Source organism: Amycolatopsis sp. DSM 110486, assembly GCF_019468465.1.
In the GTDB taxonomy this organism is placed as follows: Bacteria; Actinomycetota; Actinomycetes; order Mycobacteriales; family Pseudonocardiaceae; genus Amycolatopsis.
On the sequence record NZ_CP080519.1, the window covers coordinates 5,693,195 to 5,707,082 of the forward strand.

15 protein-coding genes are annotated in these 13,888 nt (G+C 70.8%); 8 read left to right on the forward strand and 7 right to left on the reverse strand.

Annotated elements, in window-relative coordinates; all coding sequences use genetic code 11:
- Nucleotides 1-28: 28 nt before the first annotated feature.
- From K1T34_RS27650 to K1T34_RS27660, 3 genes are read left to right on the forward strand one after another with little or no spacing between them, the layout of a single operon-like run.
- Nucleotides 29-379: an L-rhamnose mutarotase gene (locus K1T34_RS27650; RefSeq protein ID WP_220237704.1), complete on the forward strand. Its 351-nt coding sequence runs from the start codon at nucleotides 29-31 to the stop codon at nucleotides 377-379.
- Nucleotides 376-1,356, forward strand: coding sequence for an aldo/keto reductase (locus K1T34_RS27655; RefSeq protein WP_220237705.1), 981 nt, complete (start codon nucleotides 376-378; stop codon nucleotides 1,354-1,356). Before K1T34_RS27650 ends, K1T34_RS27655 begins: the two co-directional genes overlap by 4 nt.
- Complete coding sequence (locus tag K1T34_RS27660; protein ID WP_220237706.1) at nucleotides 1,353-2,183, forward strand: amidohydrolase; 831 nt, start codon at nucleotides 1,353-1,355, stop codon at nucleotides 2,181-2,183. Before K1T34_RS27655 ends, K1T34_RS27660 begins: the two co-directional genes overlap by 4 nt.
- Nucleotides 2,184-2,187: 4 nt before the next feature.
- Here the strand turns inward: K1T34_RS27660 and shbA are convergent, their stop codons facing one another.
- From shbA to K1T34_RS27680, 4 genes are all read right to left on the reverse strand, one after another.
- Nucleotides 2,188-2,859 carry an RNA polymerase sigma factor ShbA gene (gene shbA, locus K1T34_RS27665; protein WP_255637632.1) on the reverse strand — a complete coding sequence of 224 codons (672 nt, stop codon included), beginning with the start codon at nucleotides 2,857-2,859 and terminating at the stop codon, nucleotides 2,188-2,190.
- Nucleotides 2,860-3,112: 253 nt separating this feature from the next.
- Nucleotides 3,113-3,418: a DUF202 domain-containing protein gene (locus K1T34_RS27670; protein ID WP_220237707.1), complete on the reverse strand. Its 306-nt coding sequence runs from the start codon at nucleotides 3,416-3,418 to the stop codon at nucleotides 3,113-3,115.
- Nucleotides 3,415-3,798, reverse strand: a complete 384-nt coding sequence (locus tag K1T34_RS27675) for a YidH family protein (RefSeq protein ID WP_370643394.1) — start codon at nucleotides 3,796-3,798, stop codon at nucleotides 3,415-3,417. The genes K1T34_RS27670 and K1T34_RS27675 overlap by 4 nt, the downstream gene beginning before the upstream one ends.
- A 10-nt stretch (nucleotides 3,799-3,808) precedes the next feature.
- The gene (locus tag K1T34_RS27680; RefSeq protein WP_220237708.1) at nucleotides 3,809-4,297 is read right to left on the reverse strand and encodes a GtrA family protein; all 489 of its coding nucleotides are present in this window, start codon (nucleotides 4,295-4,297) and stop codon (nucleotides 3,809-3,811) included.
- Between the two features lie 301 nt (nucleotides 4,298-4,598).
- On the opposite strand from K1T34_RS27680, the gene K1T34_RS27685 reads away from it, so the two are divergent.
- On the forward strand, nucleotides 4,599-4,895 hold the full coding sequence (locus K1T34_RS27685) for an iron-sulfur cluster assembly accessory protein (RefSeq protein ID WP_220237709.1): 297 nt from the start codon (nucleotides 4,599-4,601) through the stop codon (nucleotides 4,893-4,895).
- Nucleotides 4,896-5,098: 203 nt separating this feature from the next.
- On the opposite strand, the gene K1T34_RS27690 is transcribed toward K1T34_RS27685, so the two are convergent.
- The 3 genes from K1T34_RS27690 to K1T34_RS27700 all read right to left on the reverse strand — a co-directional run bounded on the left by K1T34_RS27690 (nucleotide 5,099) and on the right by K1T34_RS27700 (nucleotide 9,427).
- The gene (locus K1T34_RS27690; protein WP_220237710.1) at nucleotides 5,099-6,259 is read right to left on the reverse strand and encodes a glycerate kinase; all 1,161 of its coding nucleotides are present in this window, start codon (nucleotides 6,257-6,259) and stop codon (nucleotides 5,099-5,101) included.
- 97 nt (nucleotides 6,260-6,356) lie between these two features.
- Nucleotides 6,357-7,313, reverse strand: a complete 957-nt coding sequence (locus tag K1T34_RS27695) for a D-glycerate dehydrogenase (protein ID WP_220237711.1) — start codon at nucleotides 7,311-7,313, stop codon at nucleotides 6,357-6,359.
- Between the two features lie 29 nt (nucleotides 7,314-7,342).
- Entirely contained in the window at nucleotides 7,343-9,427 is a 2,085-nt protein-coding gene (locus K1T34_RS27700) for an alpha-galactosidase (protein ID WP_220237712.1), read from the reverse strand.
- Between the two features lie 76 nt (nucleotides 9,428-9,503).
- Between K1T34_RS27700 and K1T34_RS27705 the strand changes: the two genes are divergently transcribed.
- Genes K1T34_RS27705 through K1T34_RS27720 form a run of 4 tightly spaced genes read left to right on the forward strand, consistent with a single transcriptional unit; the run spans nucleotide 9,504 to nucleotide 13,846 of the window.
- A complete protein-coding gene (locus K1T34_RS27705; protein ID WP_255637634.1) occupies nucleotides 9,504-10,703 on the forward strand; it encodes an ROK family protein in 1,200 nt (399 codons plus the stop codon).
- Nucleotides 10,704-10,712: 9 nt separating this feature from the next.
- The gene (locus K1T34_RS27710) at nucleotides 10,713-11,999 is read left to right on the forward strand and encodes an ABC transporter substrate-binding protein (RefSeq protein ID WP_255637635.1); all 1,287 of its coding nucleotides are present in this window, start codon (nucleotides 10,713-10,715) and stop codon (nucleotides 11,997-11,999) included.
- Between the two features lies 1 nt (nucleotide 12,000).
- A complete protein-coding gene (locus K1T34_RS27715; RefSeq protein ID WP_220237713.1) occupies nucleotides 12,001-12,972 on the forward strand; it encodes a carbohydrate ABC transporter permease in 972 nt (323 codons plus the stop codon).
- 1 nt (nucleotide 12,973) lies between these two features.
- Nucleotides 12,974-13,846: a carbohydrate ABC transporter permease gene (locus tag K1T34_RS27720; protein WP_255637636.1), complete on the forward strand. Its 873-nt coding sequence runs from the start codon at nucleotides 12,974-12,976 to the stop codon at nucleotides 13,844-13,846.
- Nucleotides 13,847-13,888 lie beyond the last annotated feature (42 nt).

Here is a 13,888-nt window from a genome sequence, read left to right on the forward strand (position 1 = left end):
AGTGCCACGTAACTCGTCAGGAGGGCTCATGACCCACGGCTCGGCACCGCACTCTGCCCCTGAAAGGGTTGCTCTTCGCACTCGGCTCAAACCGGGTCAAGAGGCGACCTACGAGTCCGTGCACGCCGTGATCCCGCCCGAGCTCGACGCGGCGCTGCGGCGCGCCGGCGTGCGCACGTGGCGGATCTGGCGCAGCGGGCTCGACCTGTTCCACTTCGTGGAGGTCGACGACTTCGACGCCATGAAGGCCGCGCTCGCCGACGATCCCGCCGACATCGAGTGGCAGATCCGCATCAACCGGCTGCTCGACACGGACGACGACTGGTCCGATACTTCGACGGCCCTGGGGCTCGTCTGGGAACTTCCGGTGAAGGAGTGAACGTGAAGCTCTCCCCGCTCGGGCTCGGTGGCGCGCAGCTCGGCAACCTCTACCAGGCGATCGACGACGACACGGCGACCGCGACCGTGCGGCGTGCGTGGGACGAGGGCATCCGCTACTTCGACACCGCCCCGCACTACGGGCTCGGGCTCTCCGAACGGCGCCTCGGCGCGGCACTCGCCGCGTACCCGCGAGACGAGTACGTTCTCTCCACCAAGGTCGGCCGGGTGCTCGAACCCCGCGCCGCGGCTCCGGGCGAGCGCGACGACCAGGGCTTCGACGTGCCGGCCACCTACCGGCGGCGCTGGGACTTCAGCCGCGACGGCGTGTTGCGGTCGCTGGAGGCGAGCCTCGACCGGCTCGGCCTCGACCGCGTCGACATCGTGTACGTGCACGACCCGGACGACCACTTCGCCGAAGCAGTGAGCGGCGCGTTTCCCGCGTTGCTGGAGCTGCGGGAGCAGGGCGTGATCGGCGCGGTCGGCGCCGGGATGAACCAGACGCCGATGCTCACCGAGTTCGTCCGCCGCTTCGACCTCGACCACGTGCTCATGGCCGGGCGCTACACCCTGCTCAACCAGCCGGCGCTCGACGACCTGCTGCCGCTGTGCCTCGAACGCGGCGTCGGCGTGGTCGCGGGCGGTGTGTTCAACGCGGGCATCCTCGCCACCGCGGAACCGGGCGCGATCTACGACTACGCGGCCGCGCCGGCGGAACTCGTCGAGAAGGCACGCAGGATCGCGGAGATCTGCGCCCGCCACGGCGTCGAGCTGCCGGAGGCCGCGCTCGCGCTGCCGGCTTCGCACCCGGCCGTGGTGTCGGTGGTCGTCGGCGCGCACGACGCCGGGCAGGTGGCGGTGAACGCGCGCCGCGCGGCCAAGGTCGTGCCCGCCGTACTGTGGACCGACCTCGTCGACGCCGGCCTGCTGCGCGCGGACGCCGTCGGCCGGCCCGTGACGTCTGGAGGACCGCAGTGATCGACGCCCACCACCACCTGTGGGACCCGACCCGCCGCGACTACCCGTGGCTCGCCGGCGCGGCGATGGACCCGATCCGGCGTCCGTACACAGTGGACGATCTACGCGCGGTGACACACGCGGCCGGGGTGCACGCCACCGTGCTGGTGCAGACGCTGCCCGACCAGGACGAGACGGAGGAGTTCCTGGCCGCCGCGGCGGCCGAGCCGGTGATCGCCGGCGTGGTGGGCTGGGTGGACCTGACGGCGCCCGACGTCGCCGACCGGCTGGCGCGGCTGAAGGAGCTGGGCCCGCTCGTGGGCATCCGCCACCAGGTCGAGAACGAGGACGACCCGGAGTGGCTGCTGCGTCCGGACGTGCTGCGTGGCCTGGCGGCCGTCGGGGCGGCGGGGCTGGTGTACGACCTGCTCGTGGCGCCCGCGCAGGTCGCGGCGGCGCGGAAGGTGGCCGAGCAGCTGCCGGAGCTGCGGCTCGTGCTCGACCACGCGGCGAAGCCGGCCATCGGGGCGCGGGAGTGGCAGCCGTGGGCCGACGGGATCGCATCGCTCGGCGCGCGGGACAACGTGGCGTGCAAGCTCTCCGGGCTCGTCACGGAGGCCGACTGGCAGCAGTGGCAGGTGGGCCACCTGCGCCGCTACGCCGACCACGTCTTCACCTCGTTCGGCGCCGACCGCGTGCTGTTCGGCACCGACTGGCCGGTGTGCGAGCTGGCGGCGGCCTACGAGGTCGTGCTCGACGCGGCCATGTCCCTCACAGGCCCGCTGACGGACCCGGAACGGCTCGACGTATTCGAGTACACGGCGAAACGCGTGTACGGACTCGGTTGACGCGTCAGAAGTCTTCGCCCTGCACCATGTCGCGCAGCTTCGTGAGCGCGCGGTGCTGGGTGACGCGGACGTTGCCGGCGGAGATGCCGAGCGTCTCGGCGGTCTCGTTGGCGCTCAGGCCGACGATGATGCGCAGGGTCAGGATCTCCTGCTGCAGCGGAGCGAGGCGGGTGAGCATCTCCTGCAGGCGGGAACCGAGGTCGAGCCGCAGCGCATACGACTCGGGCTCGTTGCCGGTTCCCGACAGGGGTCGCTCCGGCAGCTCGGGCACCGGCTCGGACCGGTCCCGCGCGACGGCGCGGTAGGCGTCGGCGACCTTGTTGGCCGCGATGGCGTGCACGAGGTAGAGGAACGACCCGCCTCGGTCCTGGTAGTCGGGCAGGGCCTTGAGGACGGCCATGCTCACGTCCTGCGCCACGTCGTCGGCCGAGAGGTAGGACAGGTCGCGCCCGCCCATGCGCGCCCGGCAGTAGCGGGCCACCACGGGCCGCAGCACGTGGAGCAGTTCGGTGATCGCGCGCTGGTCCCCCCGGCCGGCGGCGACCACGAGCGGGTCGAGGTCTTCCTTGGTCAACCGGCCCGCGGGCCTCGGCAGCGTTTCCGGCGTGACGTAGCCTGGCACGTCTGCTTCGTCGGCGGCTGCTTCGGTATGGGACGTCTTCGACGGTGCTGTCATGGTCGTCTCCCCGGCGACCCTGCGACCGTCGCTGGTCTTGGGGTCAACACTCTGTGATGTTGCGGTCGCAGCTACTCCGGATGATCGAGTAGTTGCTGCCGTCATTGCGACGCTCCGTAACCCTATGCGGGTCGCGGGCCGACAGTCCAGATTTCAACTACGAATACCCCGTTAGCAGCAGTGGTCTTGATAAAATCGAGACCAGTCAACGCACAGTACGATTCGCTGCTCGCAGGATGTGCGGACTGTCCACTCAGTACGTCACCAAGAGTGACAGCGCCGTTGCACAACAGAGGGTGGCCACCACCGCGGGTAGAACGGGTTTCAGTGCGGGCGGCTCGGGGTCCGTGCGGAGTGATCGCTCCCGGTGTCGGCCGACCCCCGCGAGCGCCAGTGCGGTGAGGGCTGCGAACGCCGCCGGGACGATGTCCCACGCGCCTTCGTTGCGCACCGCGGCACCCAGCAGCAGCACCGCGCACGCGGCGGCCGACAGCGCGGTGCGGCGCCACGCGAGGCCGGTGCGTTCGGGCTGGGCGCCGTTCGCGAAGGGCCGGCTCACGACACGATCACCAGCACCACGGCGGCCGCCATCAGCAGGAACACTCCCACGGTGAGCACCAGGATCATCGAGCTGCGGGCCAGCGGCTGCCCGGCGCGCATGGCGATCTGCACGCGCCGCCAGCGCGGGTAGGCGCCGGCCGCGAGGATCGCCGCGAGCACCACGCACAGCCCGGCGAGCACGGAGCTCATCGCAACGGGCCTCGGCACCAGCTGGTGGACCGCGACACCGCCGGCGAGCAGGCCCAGGGCCGTGCGCAGCCACGCGAGGAACGTCCGCTCGTTGGCGAGGGTGAACCGGTAGTCCGGTTCGGTGCCACCGCTGTGGGGGCCGATGCTGGGTGGTTCGCCGTGGGGCGGGTCGAGCTTCTCTTCCGACACTGCCCGGACGTTAGTCGTGGTCCGCGGCGGGCGCTTCGGGCTCGGCGTGGGCGAAGACCCACCACCGCAGCACGGCGAACCGCACGACCCCGCCGATGAAGCTGGCGGCCAGCAGGCTGGCCGTTTCGTCCCACGCCGTCGGGTGGCTGACCACCGCGTCGAGGGTGGCCAGGACGATCGAGCCGTACCCGGCGTAGAAGACGAACGTGAGGAAGTCCTGCAGGTGGCGCTGGCCGGCCTTGCTCGCGCGCCCGGCGAACGTGACGCGGCGGTGGAACTCGGTGTTGCCGACCGTGGTGAGCGCGATGGCCACCAGGTTCGCCCACTGCGAGCCGAGTTCGGGGCGCAGGACCAGGAAGAGCACGGCCTGCAGGCCTGTGGTGACGCCGCCGGCGACGAGGTACCAGGCGGCGTGTCCGCCGAGCTCGTGGTCCTCGTGGTGACGCTGCGGGTCCCGGTGGAAAAGCGGCGGCCGGGGCGTCCACCTGGTGGTGGTCATGATCTTGACGCTACCTCTGCTTCACAAACTTGTGAACCTGATGAAGCCGATGAACACTTGTGATCCCGCTGACAGGGACTCCGCGCCTTTGGTTCAGCCCATCCGGCGCGCCGGCTATTCCGTGTTCTCGGGTGTTCGCGCGCACTCGCGCCCGCGTGTGGGCAGAACGCCCGGTTTTCAAACGCGTTTGTGACCGGTCCCACGGCTTCCCGGCGCGGGCGCCGCTCACGCTGCGCTGCCGAACGGGCGCCCCTAGCGTGAAAACCCATCGCATCCGACCGCGACGAAGGGAAGGCCGAAGATGCTGACCGTGACCGAAGCCGCCGCCGAGGCGATCTCCGCGCTGACGGCTCAACAAGGCGCCGAGGAGAGCGGGCTGCGGTTCGCCCTCCAGAGCGTGCAAGAGGGCGAGGGCGCTCAGCTCGCGCTTTCCGTCGCCCCCGCTCCCCAGGACGGCGACCGCGTCGTGGGCACCGACGCCGGCGCGAAGGTCTTCCTCGAACCCCAGGCCGCCGCCCTCCTGGACGACAAGGTCCTCGACGTCCAGCAGGACGAAACCGGCGACGTGGCCTTCGCGGTACTTCCGCAGCAAAGCTGAATAGTCTGCCCCCGCTTCCCGCCCGCCCCTAACGCGAGATCGCGTGTTGGGTTGGGAGCGAGCGGCGAGATCGACCTCCGGCGCAACTCAGACACATACCCGGACCGGCGCCTAGGCGACCACAGCGCGAGATCGCGCCGGCTTCCGGATTGGGCGGTGCGATCGGCCCCCGGCCGATCCGATCGCCCGATCCGGAAGCCGGCTCAAAGGCGATCTCGCCGCCCCGGCGGAGCCGGGGCCAAAGACACAGCCCAGGTGCGGACCAGGTCGCTGGCGCGGGCGCGCAGCAGTTCGGCCGCGTGGGTGCGCGCGTGGTCGAGGGACGGGGCGTGGTCGATGAGCGCGCTGCTGCCGACCACGCCCAGGCTGGCGAGGCCGGCGGCGTCGAGCTGGATGCGCCCGGCCAGGACCATCAGCGGCACGCCCGCGCGAGCGGCCCGGGCGGCGATGCCGGCGGGTGCTTTGCCCGACAGGCTCTGCGAGTCGAGTGACCCTTCGCCCGTGATGACGAGGTCGGCGCCGACCAGAGCCGTGTCGACGCCGGTGAGACCGGCGATGAGGTCGAAGCCCGACGCGACCGTGGCGCCGAGACCCGCGATGGCGCCGCCCGCGACACCGCCGCCGGCCCCCGCGCCGGGGACCGCCGAAACGTCCGGGGCGCCCGCGTTGACCAGTGTCTGAGCCCAGCGGCCGAGCGCCGTGTCCAGCTCCGTCACCTCGTGCGGCCGCGCGCCCTTCTGCGGGCCGAAGACCGCCGCGGCGCCGTCGGGGCCGACGAGCGGGTTGGTCACATCTGTCGCGACGGTGATCGGCACCGTGCCCAGCCGTTCGCGCGCCGGACCCAATTCGACCTTCGCGACGCGCGAGAGCGTGCCGCCGCCGAGGCCGATGGGGGCGTCGAACGCGTCGAAGACTCCGGCTCCCAGGGCGGCCAGCATGCCGGCGCCGCCGTCGGTGCTCGCGGTGCCGCCGACGGTCAGCACGAGCCGGGAAGCACCGCGGGACAGCGCGTCGCCGAGCAGTTCGCCGACGCCCCACGTGTGCGCGGCCAGCGCGGTCTCCGGCGTCGGGTCCACGAACTCGATGCCGCACGCGCGCGCCGACTCGATGTAGGCCGTGCCGTCGAGCACCACGTACCGCGCGTCGACGTGGTCCTCCAGCGGACCGCGCACCGAGAGCCGCACGAGCTCGCCGCCCGCGTTCTCCAGCACTTCGAGCGTGCCTTCGCCACCGTCGGCGACGGGGCAGGCGGCGATGTCGGCGTCGGGCAGCGCGTCGCGCACTCCGAGGGCGATGGCCTCGGCCGCGGCGACCGCGGTGAGGCTGCCCTTGAACTTGTCCGGGGCGATGACGACACGAGTCACGGCGTTACCGATCCGACCGGAAGTAGGCGGGTACGCAGCTGGACGTCACCGCGGCGGGCAACTGTTCCCGCCGTGGCTGTAGTCGGATTGGTGACAATCAACACAAGACCTCCGTCAGCGGTGCTTCCCCGGCGAGTACCGAGGTCACGTTTCGGGCGGCCAGCACGGCCATCGCGGTGCGCGTCTCCACGGTCGCCGAGCCCAGGTGCGGCATGACCACGACGTCGTCGCGCTCCAGCAGCCGCGGTTCGACCTCGGGCTCGCGTTCGAACACGTCCAGCGCGGCGCCCGCGATCTCGCCGGCCTCCAGCGCGTCGGCCAGCGCCGCCTCGTCGACGACCGGGCCGCGCGTGGTGTTCACGAGGTACGCGGTGCGCTTCATGGCGCGCAACGCCGCCGCGTCGATCAGGTGGCGCGTCTCCGGCGTGAGCGGGCAGTGCAGCGAGACGAAGTCCGAACGGCGCAGCAGCTCGTCGAACGGCACGAACTCGCCGTCGAAGTCCGGTTTCGCCGACCGTCCCGAGTAGACGGTCCGCAGCCCGAACGCCGCTGCCCGCGTGGCCATCGCGCGGCCGATCTGCCCGAGCCCGACGATGCCGAGCGTTTTGCCCTGCAACCCCGAACCGAGCAGGAGCCCCAGGTGGAACGACCACGGCTGCCGCGCCCGCAGCAGCCGTTCGCCCTCACCGAGCCGGCGCGTGACGGCCAGCAGCAGCCCGAACGCCAGGTCCGCCGTCGCGTCGGTGAGCACGCCGGGGGTGTTGGTCACGGTCACCTCGCGCGCGGCCAGCGCCGGCACGTCGACGTTGTCGTAGCCCACGGCCACGTTCGCGACCACGGCCAGCTGTGGCCCTGCCGCTTCGACCACGGACGCGTCGATCCGGTCGTGCAGCATCGAGACGATCGCCGACGCCCCGGCCACGAACGACCGCAGCTCCTCGGGCGTGAGCGGACGGTCGAGTTCGGACACCCGCACTTCTCCCGCGTCGGCGAGCACCTTCACCGCGTCGTCGGGAATCCAGCGCGTCACGGCGATGAGGGGGCGATCGGGCACATCGGCAGCCTAATGGGTGGAGCAGTCCGTTAGCGAGGTTCGCGCCGCAGCCGCACGAGCACGCTCGCGGCGGAAGTGCCGGCCAGGTCGATGAGCAGGCCGTGGGTCGTCAGCACGGCTCCGTGGTGCGTGGTTCCGGTTCCCACATCGTGGTAGACCGCGTCCGGGTCGAGGCCCTGGAGCACCGGCGTGACGATCGGCCGGCCGTGGTCGTGCGGGCGCCGCGCGAACAGCACTACGACGTCGTCGCCGAGCACGAACTGCACCGCGGTGAGCGGGGAGACGGCGGGATCGGCCAGCCGGTAGGCCTCGCCGTGCTGCACGACGGGCCGGATCTCCTTGTACAGAGCCACGAGCTCGGCGGTGCGGCGCAGCTCGTCGTCGGTCCACTTCGTGAGATCGCCGCCGAGGCCGAGCACGCCGGCCATCGCGACGTGGAAGCGGAACTCGAGCGGCGCCTCGCGGCCGGTCAGCGGGTTCGGGCTGTCGGTGACCCACGCGGCCATCGCGCCCGCGGGCAGCACCTGCGAGAAGCCGTGCTGGATCTTGACGCGATCGGCCGCGTCGGTGTTGTCCGAGGCCCAGATCTCGTCGGTGCGCGCGAGGATCCCCAGGTCCGTGCGCCCGCCGCCGCCCGCGCAGGCCTGGATCCGCAACGCCGGGTGGTCGGCCCGCAGTCGGTCGAGCACGCCGTAGACCGCGCGCACGTGGTCGACCCAGACGGGCCCGGGACCCGCCTCCGTGAACGCACGGTTCATGTCCCACTTGAGGTAGTCGATGCCGTGCTCGGCGACCAGCCGGTGCAGCCACTTGTACGCCCAGTCGGCGACCTCGGGCCGGCCGAAGTCGAGCACGAGCTGGTTGCGCAGCGTGGTCCGCTCGCGGTGCGGCATGTGCAGCACCCAGTCCGGGTGTGCGCGGTAGAGGTCGCTGTCGGGGTTGACCATCTCCGGCTCGACCCACAGGCCGAAGCCCATGCCGAGCCGGTGCACCTCGGTCACGAGCGGGCCGAGCCCCTCGGGGAAGCGTTCGCGGTTCACGGTCCAGTCGCCGAGGCCCGCGGTGTCGCCGGTGCGCGCGCCGAACCAGCCGTCGTCGACCACGAACAGCTCCGCGCCCACCTCGCCGGCGATGGCGGCGAGCTTGAGCTGGCCGGGCTCGTCGACGTCCCAGCCCGTGGCCTCCCACGAGTTGTAGGCGACCGGGCGTAGCTCTTCGTGGTGTGGCTGGACGAACGTGCGCACGTACGAGTGCCACCGCCGGCTCGCCCCGCCGAAACCGCCGGCCGCGTACAACCCGGCGAACACGGGCGTTTCCCAGGTCTCGCCCGGGTCCAGCGACCACTGCACGCCCTCGTGCCCGAACCCGCCGGTCCACGTCACGCGGCCGGTGTGCGAGCGCTCGACGGTGATCCGCCAGCTGCCGCTCCACGCCAGCGCCGTGCTCCAGACTTCGCCGCGCGTTTCGGTGGCGGTGCCGTCGTCGAGCATCACCCAGGGCTGGGCCTGGTGGCTGGAAACCCCGCGCCGGCTCGTCAGCGTCGTCTCGCCGACGGGCAGGGTTTCCCGCAGCAGCCCGGCTTCCGCGCTCCAAGCACCCGTCGTGTGGGAGACGCGGTAGGCGTCGCGACAGGGGAGCGTCCAGGCCGCGGAATCCGTGCGCAACAAGGAGATCGGCTCGGTTCCGGTGTTGCGCAGCACCACGTGCCGCTCGACGACGTCACCACGGAGGACGTAGTGCAATTCCGCTACGAGGCCGAAGTGCCGATCCTTCAGCCGCACGACCAGCCCGTCCCCGGCGTCGTGTCCGGTGTCGTGTCCGGCGTACGCCCACTCCACGGCCTGCGTCCCGTCCGCGAACCGCACCGACAGCCCGGCCACGCCGAAGAACGCGCCGCCCTCGGTCGCCAGCTCGGGCCGGTCGTCGCCCGGCTCGTCGAAGCTCGAGTCCACGGGATTGCGCCGGCTCGGGATCTGCGCCGCCTGCTCCAGCGTGAGTGGCGGGCCCCAGTGCACGTGCCGCGGCTGATCGGCTTCGTCGAGCCGGAAGGCGTACGCCGACTCGGGGGTTCGCAGCAGCCACAGCCGGTGATCGACGTCGAATTCCACGGACATGGGTCAGAGCGTAGGGATGACCAGCGGAAAAATAAATTCTTGACGAAGTTAATTTATCCGTCGTACGGTTCCGCGCATGCCACGCAGTGCACCGGCAAGGGCGCCGATCACGAGTCCCGCCGCGGCCACCGTGTTCACCACGGTGCTGACCCAGGGTCCGGTCAGCCGCGTGGACGTCGCCCGCCGCACAGGCCTCTCCTCGGCCGCCGTCACGAAGGCCGCGCGCCCGTTCATCGAAGCCGGTTACCTCGAAGAGCTCGCCTCCGCCGAACGCACCGCGCCCGGCGCCGGCCGGCCGGCCAGCCCGCTCGCCATCCGGCCCGACCGCGAGTACTTCATCGGCGTCAAGATCACCGGCGACGACCTGATCGGCGTGGTCACCGACCTGCAGGCCCAGATCCGCGTGGCCAAGCACCACCCGCTGACCAGCCACGACGTGGATCACGTGGTGCGCGCGCTGGTCGACCTCGTCGCCGAGCTGCTGGCCGGCTCGGCGCCCGACGGCGCCACCAGCTTCCGCGACCGGGCCTACTGCCTGGGCGTGGCCATTTCCGGCGACGTCGACCGCGACACCGGCGTCGTGCGCTACTCACCCTTCCTCGGCTGGCGTGACGTGCCGCTGGCCGAGCTGCTGGAGGAGAGCACGGGCCTGGCGACCACGCTCGAGAACGACGTCAAGGCGCTCACCGTGGCCGAGCAGTGGTTCGGCGAAGGCGTCGGCGCCTCGTCGTTCGCGCTGGTCACCGTGGGTACCGGCATAGGAAGTGCCCTCGTGCTCGACGGCCGGCTCGTCGGCGGCGCGCACGGGGTGGCCGGCGAGATCGGGCACGTCCCGGTCGCCGGCATGGGAGCCGACGGCCCGGCCTGCCACTGCGGTGGCACGGGCTGTGTGGAGGCGATCGCGTCGACCGAGGCGATCGTCGCGAGTGCGCGCCGGGTCGCGGGGGATCCGGCGCTGACGCTGGACGAGGCCGTCGCGAGGGCTCGGGCGGGGGACGAGCCGTTGCGGGCCGTCTTCGCGACCGCGGGCCACGCGATCGGGCTCGGTCTCGCTGCGCTGGTCAACCTTTTCGGCCCGGAACGGGTCGTCGTCTCGGGCGAGGGCGTGGCCACCTACGACCTGTTCGAGGACCAGATCCGCCGCACGTTCGCGGAGCAGGCGTTCGGCAGTGCCGCGCGGTGCGGCCTGGTGATCCGGCCGCTGCCGTTCGAGGAATGGGCACGGGGCGCCGCCGCTGTCGCCGTTCAGAGTCTTTTCGTGTCCGACCGTTTGTGAGGAGAAGTCATGGCCCCGTCCCCAAACCTGTCGCGCAGGAGCTTCCTCGTCGGCTCCGTGCTGTTCGCCGGGGGAGCCGCCCTGGCCGGCTGCACCTCCGACCCGTTGAACAAGAACTCCGGTGCCGCGGGCGGGGCGAAGGTCACGCTCAACCAGTGGTACCACGCGTACGGCGAATCGGGCACGCAGCAGGCGGTGCAGCGCTACGCGCAGGATTTCACCAAGGCCAACCCGGACATCGCGATCAAGGTCAGCTGGATCGCCGGTGACTACGAGACCAAGCTCAACTCCGCCATGCTCACCGCGGACGCGCCCGACCTGTTCGAAATCGGCGACTTTCGCTACCAGAACGTGAAGAACGGCTTGCTGGCCCCGCTCGACGACATCGTGGACCCGGTCAAGGGCGACTTCTCCAAGGCCGCGCTGGACACCGCGACCGTCGAGGGCAAGATCTACGGCGTCAAGACGATCGACGACGTCATGATGCTGTACTACCGCAAGAGCGTGCTGGCCGCGGCCGGGGTCAAGCCGCCGACGACGTTCGCCGAGCTGCTCGACGCGACGCGCAAGCTCACCACGAGCAAGCAGAAGGGCCTCTACGTCGGCACCGACGGCGTCGGCGAGGCCGCCACCCTGCTGCTGTGGTCCTCGGGCGCCGACTTCTTCGACGCCAGTGGCAAGAAGATCGCGTTCGCCACCCCCGAGGCCGTCGCCGCGATCGCGGGCCTCAAGCAGCTGCACGACACGGGTGGCCTGCTGCAGGGTTACCCCACCGACTGGTCCGACCCCGGCGCTTTCTCCGACAACGCCACCGCGATGCAGTGGGGCGGCCTGTGGTCGCTGCCGGACATCAAAAAGGCACTCGGCGACGACTTCGGCGTGGTGCCGTGGCCGAAGTTCGGTGACGCGGGCCGCCAGGTCGCGCGCGTCGGCGGCTGGTACCAGCTGGCCAACGCGAAGAGCAAGAACCTCGACGCCGCCAAGAAGTTCATCAACTGGCTGTGGGTCCAGCAGGCCGACCTGCAGAAGGACTGGTGCGTCAAGTACGGCTTCCACATCCCGGCGCGCAAGGAGGTCGCGGCGCAGACGACCGAGTTCTCGTCCGGCGCGGCGAAGGACGCCGTCACGATCTCGCAGCAGAACGGGTTGTCGTACTCGGGGCTGTGGAACAAGGCGTCGGCGACGCTGTTCCTGCAAGCGGCCACGAAGATCGCCAACGGTCAGGCCGACCCCGCCGCCGAGCTCGGCGACGCGGCGAAGCGCGCCCAGTCCGAAGTCGACAAGCAGCTCGCCTGACATGGCTGTCTCGTCCCCTTCAGTCCTGTCGCCCTCCACCAGTACTCCGGCGGCGCCCGCCAAGCGGCGCCGCCGGAAGGTGGACTGGCGCGCGGTCGGCGCGTTCACGCTGCTCACCGCCCCGGTGGTGATCGGGCTCGGCGTGTTCAAGTACGTCGCGATCGCGTGGAGCTTCCTGCTCTCGTTCAACGACGCGCGCGGCACGATCTCGCTGGGCAAGTGGATCGGCTTCGACAACTACACGTTCCTGTTGTCCGATCCCGCGTTCCGCGACTCGCTGCTGATCATCGCGCTGTTCACGGTGTTCATCGTGCCGGTCACGTTCGTCGCGTCGCTGGCACTGGCCGTGCTGGTCAACAGCATCCGCCGCGGCAGGGCGTTCTTCCGCACGGTATTCCTCATCCCCGGCGCGGTGTCCTACGTGGTCGCCGCGCTCGTGTGGAAGATGGCGCTGTTCAACGGCCTGCCCTCGGGGGTCGCGAACGTGATCGGCGGCCTGTTCGGCGCCGACCCCGTGGCGTGGCTGTCGGAGACGAGCCCGCCGGTGTACTGGGTCGCGGTGGTCACGCTGCGGCTGTGGCTGCAGGTCGGGCTGTACATGATCCTTTTCCTCGCGGGCCTGCAGGCGATCTCGCCTTCGCTCTACGAAGCGGGTGAGCTCGACGGCACGTCGAAGTGGCAGGCCTTCCGCTACATCACGTTGCCGCAGCTGCGGAACACGTCGGTGGCGGTGCTGCTGCTCATCCTCATCGCGGCGTTCCAGGCGTTCGACGAGTTCTACAACCTGTTCGGCACCGGTCTTTCCGGCACGGCGACCGCGCCCGTGAAGCCGCCGCTGGTGTACCTCTACGACTCCGCGCTGGGCGACCAGAACTACGGCGTCGGTTCCGCGGGCGCGTTCCTGCTCACGGTGATCATCGTGGCGATCACGTTGCTGCAGGGGAAGTTCGTGGGCTTCGGGAAGAAGGACTGACATGGCCGTGCTGACCGCCAAGGCACCGGCGAAGGTGCGGGAACGCCGCCCGGCCGGCTGGAGCCGCATGCCGAAGTACGCGCTGGCCACCGTGCTCGTGCTGATCTTCCTCCTGCCGTTCTACATCATGGTGCGCAACGCGTTGATGACGCGCGCGCAGGTCGCCTCGCCCGAGTGGTCGTGGTTGCCGGACCCGCTTTCGTGGGTCAACTTCGGCGACCTGTTCGCCGACGCGTCGGTGCCGATGGCCCATGCGCTGCTCAACTCGTTCGTCATCGCCATCATCACGGCGCCGGTGGGCACGATGTTCGGCTCGATGGCGGGCTACGCGCTGGCCCGCATCAACGTGCCGGGCCGGCGCGCGGTGTTCACCTACGTGCTGGTGACGCTGATGATCCCGCAGTCGGTCACGTTCGTGCCGACGTTCGTGGTCGTCGGCGCCATGGGCGGGGTGAACACCGAGTGGGGCATCATCGCGCCGAACCTGTTCAGCGCGTTCACGGTGATCCTCTTCCGCAACTTCTACCTGCGGTTCCCGGCGGAGATCGAGGAGGCGGGCCGGCTCGACGGACTCGGGTACCTCGGCGTGTACCGCAGGCTCGTGCTGCCCAACTCCGGCAGCATGATCGCCTCCCTCGGCGCGCTGATGTTCATCGAGAGCTGGAACTCCTTCCTGTGGCCGCTGGTCATCGGGCAGGACCCGTCGTCGTGGACGGCCCAGATCGCGCTCTCGACGTTCCTCACCGCGCAGACGATCAACCTGCCCGCCCTGTTCGCCGGCGCGCTCGTGACCATCGCCCCGCTCGTGGCGATGTTCCTGGTGGCGCAACGGTTCATCGTCCGCGGCATCGCGGCGAGCGGGATGAAGGAGTAATCCCCCCACCCCACCGGGAGCGTGACCGATGAAGTCCACACT

Bases quoted from the DNA above. Each gene is read 5' to 3' on its own strand.
- K1T34_RS27650 (WP_220237704.1), top strand. From the start codon at position 29: ATGACCCACGGCTCGGCACCGCACTCTGCCCCTGAAAGGGTTGCTCTT.
- K1T34_RS27710 (WP_255637635.1), top strand. From the start codon at position 10,713: ATGGCCCCGTCCCCAAACCTGTCGCGCAGGAGCTTCCTCGTCGGCTCC.
- K1T34_RS27685 (WP_220237709.1), top strand. From the start codon at position 4,599: ATGCTGACCGTGACCGAAGCCGCCGCCGAGGCGATCTCCGCGCTGACG.
- K1T34_RS27705 (WP_255637634.1), top strand. From the start codon at position 9,504: ATGCCACGCAGTGCACCGGCAAGGGCGCCGATCACGAGTCCCGCCGCG.
- K1T34_RS27700 (WP_220237712.1), bottom strand. From the start codon at position 9,427: ATGTCCGTGGAATTCGACGTCGATCACCGGCTGTGGCTGCTGCGAACC.
- K1T34_RS27680 (WP_220237708.1), bottom strand. From the start codon at position 4,297: ATGACCACCACCAGGTGGACGCCCCGGCCGCCGCTTTTCCACCGGGAC.
- K1T34_RS27720 (WP_255637636.1), top strand. From the start codon at position 12,974: ATGGCCGTGCTGACCGCCAAGGCACCGGCGAAGGTGCGGGAACGCCGC.
- K1T34_RS27715 (WP_220237713.1), top strand. From the start codon at position 12,001: ATGGCTGTCTCGTCCCCTTCAGTCCTGTCGCCCTCCACCAGTACTCCG.
- shbA (WP_255637632.1), bottom strand. From the start codon at position 2,859: ATGACAGCACCGTCGAAGACGTCCCATACCGAAGCAGCCGCCGACGAA.